General features: G+C 59.5%; 16 protein-coding genes, 3 tRNA genes and 1 riboswitch. Of the genes, 15 read left to right on the top strand and 4 right to left on the bottom strand.

Annotated elements, in window-relative coordinates:
* Positions 1 to 213 precede the first annotated feature (213 nt).
* The 7 genes from ACM1ZW_RS01630 (at position 214) to astE (ending at position 8,073) form a co-directional block, all read left to right on the top strand.
* Positions 214 to 1,434: an aspartate aminotransferase family protein gene (locus ACM1ZW_RS01630; protein ID WP_416740055.1), complete on the top strand. Its 1,221-nt coding sequence runs from the start codon at positions 214 to 216 to the stop codon at positions 1,432 to 1,434.
* Between the two features lie 229 nt (positions 1,435 to 1,663).
* Positions 1,664 to 2,683 carry an arginine/ornithine succinyltransferase subunit alpha gene (aruF, locus tag ACM1ZW_RS01625; protein ID WP_017340223.1) on the top strand — a complete coding sequence of 340 codons (1,020 nt, stop codon included), beginning with the start codon at positions 1,664 to 1,666 and terminating at the stop codon, positions 2,681 to 2,683.
* Between the two features lie 59 nt (positions 2,684 to 2,742).
* On the top strand, positions 2,743 to 3,768 hold the full coding sequence (gene astA / locus ACM1ZW_RS01620; protein WP_017340222.1) for an arginine N-succinyltransferase: 1,026 nt from the start codon (positions 2,743 to 2,745) through the stop codon (positions 3,766 to 3,768).
* The gene (gene astD / locus ACM1ZW_RS01615) at positions 3,765 to 5,234 is read left to right on the top strand and encodes a succinylglutamate-semialdehyde dehydrogenase (protein ID WP_416740788.1); all 1,470 of its coding nucleotides are present in this window, start codon (positions 3,765 to 3,767) and stop codon (positions 5,232 to 5,234) included. The genes astA and astD overlap by 4 nt, the downstream gene beginning before the upstream one ends.
* A gap of 161 nt (positions 5,235 to 5,395) precedes the next feature.
* Positions 5,396 to 6,742, top strand: a complete 1,347-nt coding sequence (astB, locus tag ACM1ZW_RS01610) for an N-succinylarginine dihydrolase (protein ID WP_017340220.1) — start codon at positions 5,396 to 5,398, stop codon at positions 6,740 to 6,742.
* A 20-nt stretch (positions 6,743 to 6,762) separates the two neighbouring features.
* Positions 6,763 to 7,050, top strand: a complete 288-nt coding sequence (locus ACM1ZW_RS01605) for a hypothetical protein (RefSeq protein ID WP_010457234.1) — start codon at positions 6,763 to 6,765, stop codon at positions 7,048 to 7,050.
* Positions 7,051 to 7,062: 12 nt separating this feature from the next.
* Positions 7,063 to 8,073 (top strand): succinylglutamate desuccinylase, encoded by a 1,011-nt coding sequence (gene astE, locus ACM1ZW_RS01600; protein WP_414879070.1) that lies wholly within the window; start codon positions 7,063 to 7,065, stop codon positions 8,071 to 8,073.
* Between the two features lie 121 nt (positions 8,074 to 8,194).
* Here astE and ACM1ZW_RS01595 read toward each other — a convergent pair whose 3' ends face one another.
* Complete coding sequence (locus ACM1ZW_RS01595; RefSeq protein ID WP_017340218.1) at positions 8,195 to 8,704, bottom strand: 6,7-dimethyl-8-ribityllumazine synthase; 510 nt, start codon at positions 8,702 to 8,704, stop codon at positions 8,195 to 8,197.
* A 102-nt stretch (positions 8,705 to 8,806) separates the two neighbouring features.
* Positions 8,807 to 8,977, bottom strand: a riboswitch (FMN riboswitch).
* Positions 8,978 to 9,174: 197 nt separating this feature from the next.
* Here ACM1ZW_RS01595 and ltaE point away from each other — a divergent pair.
* From ltaE to ACM1ZW_RS01560, 7 genes are all read left to right on the top strand, one after another.
* Positions 9,175 to 10,179 carry a low-specificity L-threonine aldolase gene (gene ltaE, locus ACM1ZW_RS01590; protein ID WP_416740054.1) on the top strand — a complete coding sequence of 335 codons (1,005 nt, stop codon included), beginning with the start codon at positions 9,175 to 9,177 and terminating at the stop codon, positions 10,177 to 10,179.
* A 146-nt stretch (positions 10,180 to 10,325) separates the two neighbouring features.
* Entirely contained in the window at positions 10,326 to 12,950 is a 2,625-nt protein-coding gene (gene alaS / locus ACM1ZW_RS01585; RefSeq protein WP_017340216.1) for an alanine--tRNA ligase, read from the top strand.
* 91 nt (positions 12,951 to 13,041) lie between these two features.
* Complete coding sequence (locus ACM1ZW_RS01580) at positions 13,042 to 14,283, top strand: aspartate kinase (protein WP_031319071.1); 1,242 nt, start codon at positions 13,042 to 13,044, stop codon at positions 14,281 to 14,283.
* A 186-nt stretch (positions 14,284 to 14,469) separates the two neighbouring features.
* Complete coding sequence (gene csrA / locus ACM1ZW_RS01575; protein ID WP_002554426.1) at positions 14,470 to 14,658, top strand: carbon storage regulator CsrA; 189 nt, start codon at positions 14,470 to 14,472, stop codon at positions 14,656 to 14,658.
* Between the two features lie 62 nt (positions 14,659 to 14,720).
* Positions 14,721 to 14,811, top strand: a tRNA-Ser gene (locus ACM1ZW_RS01570).
* 107 nt (positions 14,812 to 14,918) lie between these two features.
* A tRNA-Arg gene (locus tag ACM1ZW_RS01565) sits at positions 14,919 to 14,995 on the top strand.
* A 72-nt stretch (positions 14,996 to 15,067) separates the two neighbouring features.
* Positions 15,068 to 15,144, top strand: a tRNA-Arg gene (locus tag ACM1ZW_RS01560).
* Between the two features lie 19 nt (positions 15,145 to 15,163).
* On the opposite strand, the gene ACM1ZW_RS01555 is transcribed toward ACM1ZW_RS01560, so the two are convergent.
* The gene (locus ACM1ZW_RS01555) at positions 15,164 to 15,682 is read right to left on the bottom strand and encodes a cell envelope protein SmpA (protein ID WP_416740053.1); all 519 of its coding nucleotides are present in this window, start codon (positions 15,680 to 15,682) and stop codon (positions 15,164 to 15,166) included.
* 320 nt (positions 15,683 to 16,002) lie between these two features.
* Here ACM1ZW_RS01555 and mgtE point away from each other — a divergent pair, with 320 nt between their 5' ends.
* Complete coding sequence (gene mgtE, locus ACM1ZW_RS01550) at positions 16,003 to 17,445, top strand: magnesium transporter (protein ID WP_017340213.1); 1,443 nt, start codon at positions 16,003 to 16,005, stop codon at positions 17,443 to 17,445.
* 99 nt (positions 17,446 to 17,544) lie between these two features.
* On the opposite strand, the gene ACM1ZW_RS01545 is transcribed toward mgtE, so the two are convergent.
* A complete protein-coding gene (locus ACM1ZW_RS01545) occupies positions 17,545 to 17,871 on the bottom strand; it encodes an Arc family DNA-binding protein (protein WP_003178899.1) in 327 nt (108 codons plus the stop codon).
* Between the two features lie 548 nt (positions 17,872 to 18,419).
* Positions 18,420 to 18,599: a PA3371 family protein gene (locus ACM1ZW_RS01540; protein WP_017340212.1), complete on the bottom strand. Its 180-nt coding sequence runs from the start codon at positions 18,597 to 18,599 to the stop codon at positions 18,420 to 18,422.
* Between the last annotated feature and the right edge of the window lie 11 nt (positions 18,600 to 18,610).

Genomic DNA, 18,610 nt, shown 5'->3' with positions numbered 1-18,610 from the left:
CCGCACCGCTTCACAAGCCTGCCTATAACCTGTGCCGCCGGTTTAAACTGCGCCTTTGCGACGCTATATGTCGCATTGCCGTAAACCCGGCTAAAACCGGGGTTTGCGCTATAAGAAGTTGTCGCTTGGCGGCAAGGCCGGGCTGAAAACTGTCCTTACAATCCCCCCATCGCTCGCCAGTTTCAGGCGAGTGTTCCTTTTCAGGAGACTCCGATGTCCGTTGAGCACGCTGCGGTAGAACGCGCCGATTTCGACCAGGTAATGGTTCCCAACTATGCGCCTGCCGCCTTCATTCCTGTGCGTGGCGCCGGTTCCCGCGTGTGGGACCAGTCTGGCCGCGAGCTGATCGACTTCGCTGGCGGGATCGCCGTTAACGTATTGGGCCATGCGCACCCGGCGCTGGTCAGTGCCTTGACCGAGCAGGCGAACAAGCTGTGGCACGTGTCCAACGTGTTCACCAATGAGCCGGCCCTGCGCCTGGCGCATAAGCTGATCAACGCGACCTTTGCCGAGCGTGCGTTCTTCTGCAACTCCGGCGCCGAAGCCAACGAGGCCGCGTTCAAGCTGGCCCGTCGTGTCGGTTTCGACCGGTTCGGCAGCGAGAAGTACGAAATCATCGCCGCGCTCAACAGCTTCCACGGCCGCACCCTGTTCACGGTGAACGTCGGTGGTCAGTCGAAGTACTCCGACGGTTTCGGTCCGAAAATCACCGGCATCACCCACGTGCCTTACAACGATCTGGCTGCGCTGAAAGCCGCCATTTCCGACAAGACCTGCGCCGTGGTCCTGGAGCCGATCCAGGGCGAGAGCGGTGTCATCCCGGCCGAACTCGAATACCTGCAAGGCGCCCGTGACCTCTGCACTGCGCACAACGCGCTGCTGATCTTCGACGAAGTGCAGACCGGCATGGGCCGTACCGGCAAGTTGTTCGCCTACCAGCAATACGGCGTGATCCCGGACATCCTGACCAGCGCCAAGAGCCTGGGCGGCGGTTTCCCGATCGCGGCGATGCTTACCACCGAAGACCTGGCCAAACATCTGGTCGTCGGCACCCACGGCACCACCTACGGCGGCAACCCGCTGGCGTGCGCAGTGGCCGAAGCGGTGATTGACGTGATCAACACCCCTGAAGTGCTGGCCGGCGTCAACGCCAAGCACAAGAAATTCAAGGCGCGCCTGGAACAGATCGGCGAGAAATACGGCCTGTTCACCAAGGTCCGCGGCATGGGCCTGTTGATCGGTTGTGTGCTGAGCGATGCCTGGAAAGGCAAGGCCAAGGACATCTTCAACGCTGCCGAGCGCGAAGGCCTGATGGTCCTGCAAGCCGGCCCGGACGTGGTGCGTTTCGCGCCAAGCCTGGTGGTGGAAGATGCTGACATCGATGAAGGTCTGGACCGTTTCGAGCGCGCTGCGGCGAAACTGACGCAAGCCTGATAGACCCTTCGACGCCTGACATTTTCAGGCGTCGAACCAAATTTTTGTTTCGGGCTGGATCAAACGTGTGGGAGCTAGCCTGCTAGCGATGAGGGCCTGATAGCCAACATCATTGTTGCCTGACAGGACGATATCGCCAGCAGGCTAGCTCCCACAGTTGACTCTGAGTTGTTTCAGGGGCAGCCCGGGATTTTTTCTTCTGTAAGTTCTGAGATTAAGGAGTGACACCATGCTGGTGATGCGCCCCGCGCAAATGGCTGATCTGGGCGAGGTACAGCGTCTGGCTGCGGACAGCCCGATTGGTGTCACTTCCTTGCCGGATGACGTTGAACGCCTGAGCGACAAGATCGCCGCGAGCGAAGCTTCGTTCTCCGCCGAAGTCAGCTTCAACGGTGAAGAGAGCTATTTCTTCGTCCTCGAAGACTCCGTCACCGGCAAGCTGGTGGGCTGTTCGGCCATCGTGGCGTCGGCCGGTTATTCGGAGCCGTTCTACAGTTTCCGCAATGAAACCTTCGTACACGCTTCCCGCGAGCTGAAGATTCATAACAAGATCCACGTGCTCTCCCAGTGCCACGACCTGACCGGCAACAGTTTGCTGACCAGTTTCTACGTGCAGCGCGAGTTGGTGGGTTCGCCGTGGGCCGAGCTCAACTCCCGTGGTCGCTTGCTGTTCGTGGCCAGCCATCCGGAGCGCTTTGCCGATTCCGTGGTGACCGAGATCGTCGGTTACAGCGACGAAAACGGCGACTCACCGTTCTGGGATGCCATCGGCCGTAACTTCTTCGACCTCAACTACGCTGAAGCCGAGCGTCTGTGCGGTCTGAAGAGCCGCACCTTCCTCGCCGAGCTGATGCCGCATTACCCGATCTACGTGCCGTTGCTGCCGGACTCCGCGCAAGAAGCGATGGGCCAGGTGCATCCACGGGCGCAGATCACTTTCGACATCCTGATGCGCGAAGGCTTCGAGACCGATCACTACATCGACATTTTCGACGGCGGCCCGACCCTGCATGCACGTGTCTCGGGGATCCGTTCGATCGCCCAGAGCCGTGTGGTCCCGGTGAAAATCGGTGAGCCGGTCAAAGGCGCCGGTCGTCAATATCTGGTGGCCAATGCCCAGTTGCAGGATTACCGCGCCGTGTTGCTCGAGCTCGATTACGCGCCGGGCAAACCGGTGACCCTGGACCTGGAAGCAGCCGAAGCCCTGGGCGTCGGTGAAGGTGCCAGCGTGCGCCTTGTAGCGGTTTGATTGCCTAGAAAGCAGCGAAGTTTCGCGGGTGGCGTTGGCGGCCCGTTTGAGGAGATAGCATGATCGTTCGTCCCGTACGCAGCAGCGATTTACCCGCTCTGATCGACCTGGCCCGCAGCACCGGCACCGGCCTGACCACCTTGCCGGCCAACGAAGAGCGTCTGGCCCATCGGGTCGGCTGGGCCGAGAAGACCTTCCGCGGCGAAGCCGGGCGCGGCGATGCGGACTACCTGTTCGTGCTCGAAGATGACAACGGTCGTGTGGTGGGGATTTCCGCGATTGCCGGCGCCGTCGGTCTGCGTGAGCCCTGGTACAACTTCCGGGTGGGCCTGACGGTCAGCGCGTCCCAAGAGCTGAACATCTATCGCGAAATCCCGACGCTGTTCCTGGCCAACGACCTGACCGGCAACTCCGAACTGTGCTCGTTGTTCCTGCACGCCGACTACCGCACGGGCCTCAACGGTCGCATGTTGGCCAAGGCGCGGATGCTGTTCATCGCCGAGTTCCCGCAGCTGTTCGGCAACAAGATCATCGCCGAGATGCGCGGCGTGTCCGACGAAGCCGGGCGTTCGCCGTTCTGGGAAAGCCTGGGCCGCCACTTCTTCAAGATGGAATTCAGCCAGGCCGATTACCTGACCGGCGTGGGCAACAAGGCGTTCATCGCCGAACTGATGCCGAAGTTCCCGCTGTACACCTGCTTCCTGTCGCCGGATGCGCGCAACGTGATCGGTCAGGTTCACCCCGACACCGAGCCGGCGCTGTCGATGCTCAAGAGCGAAGGTTTCAGCTACCAGGGCTACGTCGACATCTTCGACGCCGGCCCGGCGGTGGAATGCGAAACCGGCAAGATCCGCGCGGTGCGCGACAGTCAGGCGCTGGTGTTGGCCATTGGCACGCCGGGTGACGACGCCACGCCGTTCCTGATTCACAACCGCAAGCGCGAAGACTGCCGGATCACTGCCGCGCCAGCACGCTTCGCCGCCGGCACGCTGGTCGTCGATCCGCTGACCGCCAAACGTCTTCAACTCAACGCCGGCGATCAGGTTCGCGCCGTTCCGTTGTCTGCTGCTCGGGAGTCGAAATAATGAATTCGCTATACATCGCAGGTGAATGGCTGGCCGGTCAGGGCGAAGCCTTCCAGTCGCTGGACCCGGTGACCCAGCAAGTGCTGTGGGCCGGCGAGGGCGCTACCGCTGCTCAGGTTGAGTCCGCCGTGCAAGCCGCGCGTCAGGCGTTTCCGGGTTGGGCCCGTCGCACCCTGGATGAACGCATCGCCGTGCTGGAGGCTTTTGCCGCCGCGCTGAAAAACAACGCTGACGAACTGGCGCGCTGCATCGGTGAAGAAACCGGTAAACCGCTGTGGGAATCGGCGACTGAAGTGACCAGCATGATCAACAAGATCGCGATCTCGGTGCAGAGCTACCGTGAACGCACCGGCGAGAAGAGCGGCCCGCTGGGCGACGCCACCGCCGTATTGCGCCACAAGCCGCATGGCGTGGTCGCGGTGTTCGGTCCTTACAACTTCCCCGGTCACTTGCCCAACGGTCACATCGTACCGGCGCTGCTGGCCGGTAACAGTGTGCTGTTCAAGCCAAGTGAACTGACCCCGAAAGTCGCCGAATTGACGGTCAAGTGCTGGATCGAAGCCGGCCTGCCGGCAGGCGTGTTGAACCTGCTGCAAGGCGCTCGCGAAACCGGTATCGCCCTGGCGGCGAACCCGGGCATCGACGGTCTGTTCTTCACCGGTTCGAGCCGCACCGGCAATCACCTGCACCAGCAGTTCGCCGGTCGTCCGGACAAGATTCTGGCATTGGAGATGGGCGGTAATAACCCGCTGGTGGTCGATGAGGTCGCTGATCTCGATGCTGCCGTTTACACCATCATCCAGTCGGCGTTCATCTCCGCCGGTCAGCGTTGCACCTGTGCGCGCCGCTTGCTGGTGCCGCAGGGCGCCTGGGGCGACACACTGCTGGCGCGTCTGGTGGCGGTCTGCTCGACCATTGAGGTCGGTGCCTTCGATCAGCAACCGGCGCCGTTCATGGGCTCGGTGATTTCTCTCGGTGCGGCGAAAGCGCTGATGGATGCCCAAGAGCATCTGCTGGCCAATGGCGCCGTGGCGCTGCTGGAAATGACTCAGCCTCAGGCGCAAGCCGCGTTGTTGACCCCTGGCATTCTGGATGTATCGGCCGTGGCCGATCGTCCTGACGAAGAGCTGTTCGGCCCGCTGCTGCAAGTGATCCGCTACGCTGATTTTGAAGCGGCGATCGCTGAAGCCAACGACACCGAATACGGTCTGGCCGCCGGTCTGCTGTCGGATTCCGAAGCGCGTTATCAGCAGTTCTGGCTGGAAAGCCGTGCCGGTATCGTCAACTGGAACAAACAGCTGACCGGTGCTGCGAGCAGCGCTCCGTTCGGCGGCATCGGCGCCTCGGGCAACCATCGCGCCAGCGCCTATTACGCGGCAGATTACTGCGCGTACCCGGTGGCTTCGCTGGAAACGCCGAGCCTGACGTTGCCGGCCGCTCTTACGCCCGGCGTGAAGATGGCGTGATGCCCATCGCCAGCAGGCTGGCTCCCACAGTGATTGGGTCGTACACCAAATGTGTGGACACCCCCGAACCTGTGGGAGCCAGCCTGCTGGCGATGGCTGCGCCTCGGTCTCAAATTTAGTTACTGAAGCCTATAACAACAGATTCTCGTGGAGCCTCGCTGATGAAATCCTATGAAGTCAATTTTGACGGTCTAGTGGGGCCGACCCATAACTACGGCGGCCTGTCCTACGGCAACGTAGCGTCCCAGAGCAACAGCCAGCAGTCTTCGAACCCGAAGGAAGCCGCGCTGCAAGGCCTGGCGAAAATGAAAGCGCTGATGGAAATGGGCTTTCAGCAAGGCGTGCTGGCGCCACAAGAGCGTCCTGACGTGGCCGCCCTGCGTCGCCTGGGCTTCAGCGGCACCGACGCGCAAGTGATCGAGCGAGCTGCCAAAGACGCAATGCCGTTGCTGGTCGCCAGTTGCTCGGCCTCGAGCATGTGGGTGGCCAACGCCGCCACCGTCAGCCCAAGCGCTGATACCGCTGACGGTCGCGTGCATTTCACCGCCGCCAACCTCAACTGCAAATACCACCGCAGCATCGAACACCCGACCACCAGCCGCGTGCTGGGCGCGATGTTCGCGGACCAGAAACACTTCGCTCACCACGCCGCGTTGCCGGCCGTGGCGCAGTTCGGTGATGAAGGCGCGGCCAACCACACCCGTTTCTGCCGTGAATACGGTGAAGCCGGCGTCGAGTTCTTTGTGTTCGGTCGCAGTGCGTTCGATACCCGCTATCCAGCGCCGCAGAAGTACCCGGCGCGCCAGACGCTCGAAGCGTCGCAAGCGGTTGCCCGTCTGCACGGCTTGAGCGACGACGGCGTGGTCTACGGTCAGCAGAACCCTTTGGTGATCGATCAGGGCGTGTTCCACAACGACGTGATCGCGGTGGGTAACGGCGAAGTGCTGTTCTATCACGAGGACGCGTTCCTCGACACCGACCAGATGCTGGCCGAGCTGCAAGGCAAACTGGCCAAGGTCGGCGGGAATTTCCAGTCGATCTGCGTTCCGCGCTCTGCGGTCACCGTGGAAGACGCGGTGCGTTCCTACCTGTTCAACAGCCAGCTGCTGTCGCGTCCTGATGGCTCGATGCTGTTGATCGTGCCGGAAGAGTGCCGTGGCAACGAGCGCGTCTGGCAGTACCTGCAAGGCCTGACCAGCTCTGGCGGCCTGATCCGCGAAGTCAAAGTTTTTGATTTGAAGCAAAGCATGCAGAACGGCGGTGGCCCCGCGTGCCTGCGCCTGCGCGTCGCATTGAATGAAACCGAACTGGCGGCCGTCAACCCAGGGGTTATCATGACGGCACCGTTGTACGGCACGTTGACCGAATGGGTCGACAAGCACTACCGCGACCGCATGACCGAAAACGATCTCGCGGACCCGCAATTGCTGCTTGAGTGCCGGACGGCACTGGATGAACTGACGCAAATCCTTAAACTGGGCGCGGTTTATCCATTCCAGATCAATTGAAAGCCGAGAGCGTAAAACACATGAGCGATACCCTGCAGCTGATCCTTGAAGACACCGACGGCACGCAACTGGAAACTTCCTGCACCCGCGTCGCGGTCCTGTGGCAAGGCAAAGAGCTGTGGATTCAGCAAGATGGCCGCGGCCAACTGCTGATCGGCGTGGACGTCGAAGAAGGCGACGCTGAATACGCCAACCTGCTGCTGCGCCCATTGGCGACTAATCTGGTAAGTCTGCAACTGGAAATGGAACCGGCTGAAGTCGGTGACGAAGACCACGTGCACGGCCCGGATTGCGCACACGACCACTAAGGAAACCGCTCTATGCTCGCCCTCGGCAAACTGCTTGAACTGACCCTCGCCGGCCGCGAACCGGCGGAGAAGACTCAACTGACTGTCGAAGGCGTGCGGATGCGCTGGTTGAGCGAAGGTGCGCTGGAAGTCCGGCCACCTGAAGCTCGGGACAACGGCCTGGACCTGCTGCTGTCAGCCGGGATCCATGGCAACGAAACAGCGCCGATCGAGTTGCTTGATCGCCTGTTGCATGACATCGCCCGCGGCGACTTGAAGCCGCGTGCACGCATTCTGTTCCTGTTCGGCAACCCGGACGCGATTCGCAGAGGCGAGCGTTTTATCGAGCAGGACGTCAACCGGCTGTTCAACGGCCGTCACGAACAAACCAGTGGCTCCGAGGCTTTGCGCGCCTGTGAACTCGAGCGGCTGGCGGCCAGTTTCTTCAGCCTGCCGGATCGTGAGCGACTGCACTACGACCTGCACACGGCGATTCGTGGCTCGAAAATCGAGCAGTTCGCCCTGTATCCATGGAAAGAAGGTCGCCAGCATTCCCGTCAGGAGCTGGCACGCCTGCGCGCCGCCGGTATGGAAGCGGTGCTGCTGCAAAACAAGCCGTCCATCGTTTTCAGTTCCTACACCTACGACAAGCTCGGCGCCGAGTCTTTCACCCTGGAGTTGGGCAAGGCGCGGCCGTTCGGGCAGAACGATGGCGTCAACGTCTCATTGCTGGAAACCCGCCTCAAACAGATCATCGAAGGCTCCGAGCCGGAACCGAACGATGCGGCGCTGGATGGGTTGCAGTTATTCAGTGTGGCGCGGGAAATCATCAAGCACAGCGACAGCTTCCGCTTGAACCTGCCAGCGGACATTGAAAACTTTTCGGAACTGGAAGTGGGCTATCTGCTGGCCGAAGACATCGCCCAGACGCGCTGGATCATCGAGGAAGAGGGCGCCCGGATCATCTTCCCGAACCCCAAGGTGAAAAATGGCCTGCGCGCCGGCATCCTGATCGTGCCGACTACCGACGAAAACCTCGCCTGAATTCACCGCAGAACCAATGTGGGAGCTAGCCTGCTAGCGATTGCAGTGTGTCAGTCACTCTGGTTGTCGACTGATACACCGCTATCGCCAGCAGGCTGGCTCCCACAGTTGTGTCCGGTGTTTAGACCGCTACTGCGCGGTGTTCACTGCGACGCAAGGCTCGCATCTTCTGCAGCGTATCCGCACACGTCTTCGCCGCTTCCTGACCCTTGTGCACAAAGTGATCGAAGAAGAACTTCTGGTGTTCTTCACCGGCGTGGAAGTGATGCGGGGTCAACACCACCGAGAACACCGGCACTTCAGTTTCCAGCTGAACCTGCATCAGCCCGCTGATGACCGACTGGGCGACGAATTCGTGACGGTAGATCCCGCCATCGACCACCAGGCCAGCGGCAACAATGCCGGCATAGCGACCAGATTTGGCCAGCAGTTTGGCGTGCAAAGGAATTTCAAAGGCGCCGCCGACTTCGAAGAAATCGATCTCCGACTCCTGATAACCCTGGGCAATCATTTCGGCGACGAAGCCCTTACGGCTCTGGTCGACGATTTCCTTGTGCCAGCAGGCCTGGATGAACGCAACGCGCTCGCCCTGATGGTTTTTGCTTTTGCTGTCGATTGCGGTGGGTTGCATGTTCTGACTCCTGTTTATGTAAAAAACAGGGCATATGAATCGAATGGGATTTAAGGGTACGCACGCTCGCACGAATGCCGGCGGACGGCCCTTTGGCGCCAATCCCGTTCTCTCTTCATCCGGACTATGACCGTCGGCCCCGGGATCACACCGGGTCTGCTGACCTTGTCGCCAGTCACCGCCAAAGCCGTGCTGTCGCCAAGCGCTCGCGGGCTATGCGCATTGCGCGCAATTACCGCCGGTGGGGAGTTGCACCCCGCCCTGAGAACGTTTTGCCGTCAGATTGTCTGGCGGCGCAGCGTTTTTAACACATATTTCGCCCCTGTGCATTGCGGCTATCTGATGATTGTTATCGACTTTTTCACTCGCTTGAGCGGCCTTTTCCTCGCCCAAGGGTTGATTATTCGTCGTCAAGGCCGCAGTAATTCCCCCCTGAACGGGATTTTCCCCTGCTTACCGAGGCCAGATTCATGAGCGTTATCGATCTTCGCAGCGACACCGTCACCCAGCCGACTCCAGGGATGCTCGACGCGATGGCCAGGGCGGCCACCGGTGACGACGTCTACGGCGAAGATCCGACGGTCAATCGACTGGAAGCCGAGCTTGCCGATCGGTTGGGTTTTGCCGCGGCGCTGTTCGTGCCGACGGGCACCATGAGCAACTTGCTGGGCTTGATGGCGCACTGTGAGCGCGGGGACGAATACATCGTCGGCCAACAGGCTCACACCTATAAGTACGAAGGGGGCGGTGCGGCAGTGCTCGGTTCGATCCAGCCTCAGCCGCTGGAAGTGCAGGCCGATGGCTCGCTGGATCTGGAACAGGTCGCCGCAGCGATCAAGCCGGACGACTTCCATTTCGCTCGTACCCGCTTGCTGGCGCTGGAAAACACCATGCAGGGCAAGGTCTTGCCGCTGGAGTATCTGGCCCGGGCTCGCAGCTTCACCCGTGAACACGGTCTGGCCCTGCACCTGGACGGCGCCCGGCTGTACAACGCAGCGGTGAAACTGGGCGTTGATGCCCGCGAGATCACCCGGCATTTCGATTCAGTGTCGGTCTGCTTGTCCAAAGGCCTGGGCGCGCCGATCGGCTCGGTGTTGTGCGGCTCGGTCGAGTTGATCGGCAAGGCGCGCCGCCTGCGCAAGATGGTCGGCGGCGGGATGCGTCAGGCGGGTCTTCTGGCCGCGGCGGGTTTGTACGCGCTGGATAACAATGTCCAGCGTCTGGCCGACGACCATGCCAACGCGCAATTCCTGGCGGACGGACTCCGTGACGCCGGTTACAACGTCGAACCCGTGCAGACCAACATGGTTTACGTGCAAATGGGCGACAAGGCCGAAGCGATCAAGGCCTTTGCCGCTGAGCGCGGGATCAAGCTCAGCGCCGCCGGTCGTCTTAGAATGGTCACGCACATGGACGTCAGCCGTGCGCAAATCGAGCAAGTCATCGCGACATTCGTCGAGTTTTCGCGCAACTGACCGCGTTAGCCGTCCAATTGACCGTTTCTATCGTATAAACACGCTGTACCCCGCGCGCAGGGCCGATATAATGCGGCCCTTTGCCGTCGCTTCGTCTGTTGACGTTTCGCACAGGCCTTTGGCCGCAGCCTCCGTGGAAGAACCTAATGAAAAGCGCAGAAATCCGTGAAGCCTTCCTTCGCTTCTTCGAAGAGCAAGGCCACACCCGTGTAGCCTCCAGCTCTTTGATTCCGGGCAACGACCCAACCCTGCTGTTCACTAACGCGGGGATGAACCAGTTCAAGGACTGCTTCCTGGGCCAGGAAAAGCGCGCGTACACCCGCGCCGTCTCCAGCCAGAAATGCGTGCGCGCCGGCGGCAAGCACAACGACCTGGAAAACGTCGGTTATACCGCCCGTCACCACACCTTCTTCGAAATGCTGGGTAACTTCAGTTTCGGTGATTACTTCAAGCGCGATGCGATCACCTACGCCTGGAACTTCCTGACCTCCGACAAGTGGCTGAACCTGCCGAAAGAAAAGCTCTGGGTCACCGTCTACGCCAGCGATGACGAGGCCTACGACATCTGGACCAAGGAAATCGGTGTTCCCGCCGAGCGCATGGTTCGCATCGGCGACAACAAAGGCGCGCCATACGCGTCCGACAACTTCTGGACCATGGGCGATACCGGCCCGTGCGGCCCTTGCACCGAGATTTTCTACGATCACGGCGCCGACATCTGGGGTGGCCCGCCGGGCTCGCCGGAAGAAGACGGCGACCGCTACATCGAAATCTGGAACAACGTGTTCATGCAGTTCAACCGCACCGCCGATGGCGTGTTGCACCCGCTGCCAGCACCGTCGGTCGACACCGGCATGGGCCTGGAACGGATCAGTGCCGTGCTGCAGCACGTTCACTCGAACTATGAAATCGACCTGTTCCAGAGCCTGCTGAACGCATCGGCCAAGGCCATCGGTTGCACCAACGACGCACAGGCTTCCCTGAAAGTCGTGGCCGACCACATTCGTTCCTGCGGTTTCCTGATTGCCGACGGCGTGCTGCCGTCCAACGAAGGCCGCGGCTACGTGCTGCGCCGGATCATCCGTCGCGCCTGCCGTCACGGCAACAAGCTGGGCGCCAAGGGCAGCTTCTTCTACCAGATCGTTGCGGCCCTGGTCGCCGAAATGGGCGAAGCGTTCCCTGAGCTGAAATCCCAGCAGGCTCACATCGAGCGCGTGCTGAAAGCCGAAGAAGAGCAGTTCTCCAAGACCCTGGAACATGGCCTGAAAATCCTCGAGCAGGATCTGGCCGAACTCAAAGGCGACGTGGTGCCGGGCGACGTGGTGTTCAAACTCTACGACACCTACGGTTTCCCGATGGACCTGACCGGCGACATCGCTCGCGAGCGCAGCCTGACCATCGACGAAGAAGGCTTCGAGCGCGAAATGGAAGCCCAGCGCGTCCGTGCGCGTTCCGCCAGCTCGTTCGGCATGGACTACAACAGCCTGGTCAAGGTTGACGTGGCCACCGAATTCACCGGTTACAAAGCCACCAGCGGTTCGGCGAAAGTCGTTGCTCTCTATAAAGACGGGCAGTCGGTCGACGTTCTGAGCGAAGGCGAAGAGGGCGTGGTCGTTCTCGATCAGACCCCTTTCTACGCGGAATCCGGTGGTCAGATCGGCGATTGCGGTTACCTGCAATCGAGCAACGGCCGTTTCGACGTGCGCGACACCACCAAAACCGGCGGCGCGTTCCTGCACCACGGCGTACTGGCCTCGGGCAGCCTGTTGATTGGTGCTCCGGTTGAAACCCACGTTGAAGCCGACGTGCGTCACGCCACATCGCTGAACCACTCGGCAACGCACTTGCTGCACGCCGCTTTGCGTAAAGTGCTGGGCGATCACGTTCAGCAGAAAGGCTCGTTGGTCGACAGTCAGCGCCTGCGCTTCGACTTCAGCCACTTCGAAGCCATCAAGCCTGAGCAATTGAAGGCCCTGGAAGACATCGTCAACGCCGAGATTCGCAAGAACTCCGCCGTTGAAACCGAAGAAACCGACATCGAAACCGCCAAGAAGAAAGGCGCCATGGCGCTGTTCGGCGAGAAATACGGCGACAACGTGCGCGTGCTGAGCATGGGCGGCGATTTCTCCGTTGAGCTGTGTGGCGGCATCCACGCCAACCGTACCGGCGACATCGGCCTGCTGAAAATCATCAGCGAAGGCGGCGTGGCTTCTGGCGTGCGTCGTATCGAAGCGGTCACCGGCGCAGCAGCGCTGGCATACTTGAACGCTGCCGAAGAACAACTCAAGGAAGCGGCCAACCTGGTCAAGGGCAGCCGCGACAACCTGATCGACAAGCTGTCGGCTGTGCTGGAGCGCAACCGTCTGCTGGAGAAGCAACTCGAGCAGTTGCAGGCCAAGGCTGCCAGCGCGGCGGGCGACGATCTGTCGGCCTCTGCCCTGGACGTCAAGGGTGTGAAAGTGCTGGCCGTGCGTCTGGACGGTCAGGATGCCAAGGCGCTGCTGGCGCTGGTCGATCAACTGAAAAACAAACTCGGTCGCGCAGTGATCCTGCTCGGCAGTGTCCATGAGGAAAAGGTCGTTCTGGTTGCAGGCGTAACCAAAGACCTGACTGGCCAACTCAAAGCCGGTGATTTGATGAAGCAAGCCGCTGCGGCAGTGGGCGGGAAGGGCGGTGGTCGTCCAGACATGGCGCAGGGCGGTGGTACTGACGCTGGCGCACTGGATGCCGCATTGGCCCTGACCGTTCCATTTGTAGAGCAGGGTCTATAAGGCAGCGTCTCCGGCCCGCAGTCTAGTGGTGGGCCGGAACGCTGTTTGAGTGATTATTTGGGCGCCCTTCATGGGCAGAGGCGGCTTTGAAATGGCTTTGATCGTACAGAAATTTGGAGGCACCTCGGTCGGCACTGTCGAGAGAATCGAGCAGGTCGCCGACAAGGTTAAGAAATTCCGCGATGCCGGCGATGACCTGGTGGTTGTGCTGTCTGCAATGAGCGGCGAAACCAACCGTCTGATCGATCTGGCCAAGCAAATCAGTGGCGACGGCCAACCGGTTCCGCGTGAACTGGACGTGATCGTTTCCACCGGTGAGCAGGTGACGATTGCCCTGTTGGCCATGGCGCTGATCAAGCGCGGTGTGCCAGCGGTGTCCTACACCGGCAACCAGGTGCGGATTCTGACGGACAGCGCACACAATAAAGCGCGTATCTTGCAGATTGATGACCAGAAGATTCGCGGTGATCTGAAAGCAGGTCGCGTGGTGGTTGTCGCCGGTTTCCAGGGCGTCGACGAGCACGGCAACATCACCACCCTCGGTCGTGGCGGTTCCGACACCACCGGCGTGGCGCTGGCGGCGGCCTTGAAGGCTGACGAATGCCAGATCTACACCGATGTCGACGGCGTCTACACCACCGACCCGCGTGTGGTGTCCGTGGCTCAGCGCCTGGACAAGATCACCTTCGAAGAGATGCTGGAAATGGCCAGTCTCGGTTCCAAGGTGTTGCAGATCCGTGCGGTCGAGTTCGCCGGCAAGTACAACGTTCCGCTGCGCGTACTGCACAGCTTCAAGGAGGGTCCGGGCACCCTCATTACTATTGATGAAGAGGAAACCATGGAACAGCCGATCATTTCCGGCATCGCTTTCAACCGCGATGAAGCCAAGCTGACCATCCGTGGCGTGCCAGACACCCCGGGCGTTGCATTCAAGATTCTCGGCCCGATCAGCGCCGCGAACATCGAAGTCGACATGATCGTGCAGAACGTTGCGCACGATAACACCACCGACTTCACCTTCACCGTCCACCGCAATGACTTCCAGGCCGCGCAAACCGTGCTGGAAAACACTGCTCGCGAGATCGGTGCCCGTGAAGTGGTTGGCGACATCAAGATCGCCAAGGTCTCGATCGTCGGTGTCGGCATGCGCTCCCACGCAGGCGTGGCCAGCCGCATGTTCGAATCCCTGGCGAAAGAAAGCATCAACATCCAGATGATCTCGACCTCGGAAATCAAAGTCTCCGTGGTGATCGAAGAGAAGTACCTGGAACTGGCTGTGCGCGCTCTGCACACGGCTTTCGAACTGGACGCGCCGGCCCGTCAGGGCGAGTGATGCGTTTGCTGAAGGGCGCGGTCTGACCGCGCCCTTTTGTTTTTTGAATGGTGCGGCTCGAAACTGTTCTTTTGCCCGCGCTAGTCAATACTCAGGCATGTAGGGCTGCGACCGCTCAGGTTGTAGGTCGAGTGCCTTTTTTTTGCAGACTGTTGTCCCTGAAATGAAATGCGTGAGGAGAAAGGTATGCTGATTCTGACTCGTCGGTGCGCAGAAAGCCTGATTATTGGTGATGGCGAAATCACCGTGACCGTGCTCGGCGTTAAAGGAAATCAAGTGCGTATCGGTGTCAACGCCCCGAAAGAGGTTGCGGTCCACCGTGAGGAAATTTACCTGCGTATAAAGAAAGAGAAGGACGAAGAACCAAGCCATTAATTTTTATCGTTTTTTATGTTTGCAAACGGGGAAGAAGCTGGTTAATATACGCCCCGTGTTGCGGAGAGCTGGCCGAGTGGCCGAAGGCGCTCCCCTGCTAAGGGAGTACACCTCAAAAGGGTGTCGGGGGTTCGAATCCCCCGTTCTCCGCCATTATTTGCGTAGTACGTTGTAATCTGGCTTCTTCGGTAAGTTGTTGAAATTACTAGAAAAAGCGCTTTACAAAAAGATTCAACGGCCTATAATGCGCGGCAACAAATGCACTCGTAGCTCAGCTGGATAGAGTACTCGGCTACGAACCGAGCGGTCACAGGTTCGAATCCTGTCGAGTGCACCATTTAAGAGTTGTTTGCAGTAATGTGAGCTACTCTGCTTCAACCAGTTGTGATCTGGTCTAAAAACACAAATTGCACTCGTAGCTCAGCTGGATAGAGTACTCGGCTACGAACCGAGCGGTCACAGGTTCGAATCCTGTCGAGTGCACCAAACACCAAAAAGCCCGCGTTTAACGCGGGCTTTTTGCCGTCCGGGATTTGGCTTTTCCCTTGGTGCATCCTTTCTCATCGAACTCGACCTGAGCACTGCGGCCCCGCTTGGTGTCGTAACGGTAGCTTGTGGTCGAATTGCGAACCGTGATCTTGTCAGGTTTGCCGAGTGCGCTTTCGACATCCTGCTGGCTCATGCCGGCAACCACCCGTTGATTGATGATCGCTTCCCGTCGCTCCCGTGCGTTAATCACGTTCCCGCATTTATCCTCGGTCTGGCCGACGACCGTTGGCTCCCTCCTTTTGATTTTCATACCTGATGTTTCGCGCGCGTCCGCTTCCGGCATAAGGGCCACCGTGCTGCCAGGAGTAAAGGTGCGCACATCCTGGAGCGAAAGGCTGTCATCCGTCGCACAGCCCAATGTGGTGAAGGTAATGCGGCCATTGGCTGCTTCACATCGGTGAACGGTTACAGCAAATGCCTCGAGCGGCAGGCAGAGCAGGGCGATCAGCAAAAAATACTGTGTACTCAATAGCATCAAACGTCCTCCATGACGGTCTGACTCAAGGGTAGCCGCTACATTTTTCAGTGGTGGTGTGTTTTCTTTTCGGAATGAGTCGTCGCATTTTCATGGATCAGGATGGCGCTCAGGTTTGTCTCGCAAGCGCTTGTTTCAGCCGAGATTTTTTAACGTTTAAAACCGTCGGGCGGTGTATCATTGCGCCCGTCAGCCCCGCCGGGGCTTGTGGAATACCTCCATGGACTTACCCAGTAGTAACTCAGTAAACCGTTTTTCCAATCATGAATTGACTGATTGATCCTTCCGGCGTGCCCCGCTGCTGGGAGTGGAGTTCGCCTATGTCCGAAGTTGAAGTAAAGAAAACGCAAGAAAGCCTGCAGGACCGCCTCGCTCAAGTCGTTGAGCTGTTGCAGCGTCAGCGGGTGGTCGAAGACCTGACTCATCGCCAGGAAGGCCCGCATCATGACCGGGTCGAGAACCTGGTCCACCGGCAAAACCTCGTCGAGCTGCAACGCAAGCTCGATGACCTGCACTCCGCCGACGTCGCCTACATCCTTGAAGCCTTGCCGCTGGACGACCGTCTGACGCTCTGGCAATTGGTCAAGGCTGACCGCGACGGCGACATCCTGCTCGAAGTTTCCGACTCGGTGCGTGAAACCCTGATCGCCGACATGGACGATCACGAACTCCTGGCTGCCGCCAGGGACATGGATGCCGACGAACTCGCTGACCTGGCCTCCGAGCTGCCGCGAGACGTCGTCCACGAGCTGATGGAAACCCTCGATGGTCAGCAGCGTGAGCGCGTTCGCTCCGCGTTGTCCTATGACGAGGAGCAGGTCGGTGCGCTGATGGACTTCGAGATGGTGACGATCCGTGAGGATGTCAGTCTCGAAGTGGTCTTGCGCTACCTGCGCCGCCTCAAAGAGCTGCCAGGCCACACTGACAAACTGTTTGTGGTCGATTACGACGGCGTGCTCAAGGGCGTATTGCCAATCAAGCGACTGTTGGTCAACGACCCGGAAAAACAGGTTTCGGAAGTCATGGCCAGTGATCCGGTGAGTTTTCACCCGGACGAAGATGCCTACGATGCCGCACAGGCGTTCGAACGTTACGACTTGATCTCGGCGCCCGTGGTCGACAAGAACGGCAAGCTGATCGGCCGTCTGACCATCGATGAAATGGTCGACCTGATTCGTGAAGAGAGCGAAAACGAAGTTCTCAACATGGCGGGTCTGCGCGAAGAAGAAGATATTTTCGCGTCGGTCTGGAAATCCCTGCGTAACCGCTGGGCCTGGCTGGCGGTGAACCTGATCACCGCGTTCATTGCCTCCCGCGTGATCGGTTTGTTCGAAGGCTCGATCGAGAAGCTGGTGGCGCTGGCGGCTTTGATGCCGATCGTGGCGGGCATCGGTGGTAACTCGGGTAACCAGACCATCACCATGATCGTTCGCGCCATGGCGCTGGACCAGGTGAGCACCGGCAACACGTCACGCCTGATGCGCAAAGAGTTGGCCGTCGGCCTGATCAATGGCCTGGTGTGGGGCGGGGTGATCGGTGTTGTCGCCTACATGCTGTATGGCAGCTGGTCGCTTGGTGTGGTGATGACCGCCGCCATGACGCTTAACCTGTTGCTGGCGGCGTTGATGGGAGTGTTGATCCCCATGACCCTTGCGAAGATGGGGCGCGATCCGGCGATGGGCGCCAGCGTGATGATCACCGCCATGACCGACAGTGGCGGCTTCTTCATCTTCCTGGGGCTGGCGACCATCTTCCTGCTCTGATTTCCAGACGTAAAAAAACCCGCCATCGGCGGGTTTTTTTTTGCCTGAATTTCAGGCAAAAAAAAGCCAGCAATCAGCTGGCTTGAGCTTTCGGATGAATCAGGAGGCGTCTGCGGCCATTTCGGCGTCATGGGCAATCAGCGAAACGAGTGCGTTTTGCTGGCGATGGGAAAGTTGGCGGAAGCGTTGCAGCAGTTCGCGTTCGTGCAGTGACAGCTCAGGGCTGTCCAGGCGCATGCTCAACTCTTCGCCCAGTGCGCCTTCCTGAATAAGACTCTGCTCAAGGCGCGCAATGATTTCGGAGTTCATGCTGCGATGATGATTGCGAGCCACCTCGGCAATGCGTTCACGCATTCCGTCTGGCAGACGTACGACGAACTTGTCAGCCGTACGGCTGGAATAAATTGCCTGTTTCAATGGGCGCATATATTTAACCGGTTAGTTCAGGGGAGCGGTTCTCGGGATTGGCCGCAGATGTCTGATAGGACAAGGACTCTGGCCAAATGTTCAACCTGAATTGATAGAGGCTCGCATCATGCCTCAAAGTAGCCAGTTCATTGGCGTCAATTCTGTGACAAATATTGAACTGGATGCCGGCGTTATGCCAGCACCAATTATCAGAAATGCGGACTGGTTTGAAAAGTCTGCCCCGTCCGTATCGCTGGCCGCGTCCTGTTACCCGACAGGTAATATCGAAGACACCTGAAGGTACATGTCATGCGGAGTCGATCACGATTCCTTACCTTGTACAGGATAGTGGCAAATGGCCGATTTACTAGTGGCATCCACTGCATGGAGGGCTATTTCAGGATGGATGGCAAACTGATTTACCTGGTGGGCCGTACGGGTCCGGCCGGGACAGTCTCATTGAGGTAGCTCGAAGGCGTCTGCACGCTTAATGTTGCGAAGGGGGGGCGGATGATGAAGAAGGACGGCTTCGCGCTGGCCGGCCTTTGTGTTGAATCTGCTGAGAGTCAGCGCAAGACCGGGTCAAACTTGATCTTGCGGCCAGCGACCAGCGCCAGCAGGAACAGCGTGCTGAAAACGCCGCAGGCGATCAGGGGCAGGGTGACCACCGAGTCCTGGACCAGTGACAAATGAAGAATGCCACTCAGTAGGGCAAGGACGAAAAATCCTGCGGCTGATTTGGACATGCTGTGCTCCT

It is taken from the genome of Pseudomonas sp. NFX71, from assembly GCF_048079215.1.
In the GTDB taxonomy this organism is placed as follows: Bacteria; Pseudomonadota; Gammaproteobacteria; order Pseudomonadales; family Pseudomonadaceae; genus Aquipseudomonas; species Aquipseudomonas fluorescens_B.
The sequence above is the reverse complement of the archived record's forward strand: the minus strand, read 5'-3'. Positions and strand labels throughout refer to the sequence as shown.

Coding starts and splice junctions, on each gene's coding strand:
- ACM1ZW_RS01630 (WP_416740055.1), top strand. CDS start 214: ATGTCCGTTGAGCACGCTGCGGTAGAACGCGCCGATTTCGACCAGGTA.
- aruF (WP_017340223.1), top strand. CDS start 1,664: ATGCTGGTGATGCGCCCCGCGCAAATGGCTGATCTGGGCGAGGTACAG.
- astA (WP_017340222.1), top strand. CDS start 2,743: ATGATCGTTCGTCCCGTACGCAGCAGCGATTTACCCGCTCTGATCGAC.
- astB (WP_017340220.1), top strand. CDS start 5,396: ATGAAATCCTATGAAGTCAATTTTGACGGTCTAGTGGGGCCGACCCAT.
- ACM1ZW_RS01605 (WP_010457234.1), top strand. CDS start 6,763: ATGAGCGATACCCTGCAGCTGATCCTTGAAGACACCGACGGCACGCAA.
- astE (WP_414879070.1), top strand. CDS start 7,063: ATGCTCGCCCTCGGCAAACTGCTTGAACTGACCCTCGCCGGCCGCGAA.
- ACM1ZW_RS01595 (WP_017340218.1), bottom strand. CDS start 8,704: ATGCAACCCACCGCAATCGACAGCAAAAGCAAAAACCATCAGGGCGAG.
- ltaE (WP_416740054.1), top strand. CDS start 9,175: ATGAGCGTTATCGATCTTCGCAGCGACACCGTCACCCAGCCGACTCCA.
- alaS (WP_017340216.1), top strand. CDS start 10,326: ATGAAAAGCGCAGAAATCCGTGAAGCCTTCCTTCGCTTCTTCGAAGAG.
- ACM1ZW_RS01580 (WP_031319071.1), top strand. CDS start 13,042: ATGGCTTTGATCGTACAGAAATTTGGAGGCACCTCGGTCGGCACTGTC.
- csrA (WP_002554426.1), top strand. CDS start 14,470: ATGCTGATTCTGACTCGTCGGTGCGCAGAAAGCCTGATTATTGGTGAT.
- ACM1ZW_RS01555 (WP_416740053.1), bottom strand. CDS start 15,682: ATGCTATTGAGTACACAGTATTTTTTGCTGATCGCCCTGCTCTGCCTG.
- mgtE (WP_017340213.1), top strand. CDS start 16,003: ATGTCCGAAGTTGAAGTAAAGAAAACGCAAGAAAGCCTGCAGGACCGC.
- ACM1ZW_RS01545 (WP_003178899.1), bottom strand. CDS start 17,871: ATGCGCCCATTGAAACAGGCAATTTATTCCAGCCGTACGGCTGACAAG.
- ACM1ZW_RS01540 (WP_017340212.1), bottom strand. CDS start 18,599: ATGTCCAAATCAGCCGCAGGATTTTTCGTCCTTGCCCTACTGAGTGGC.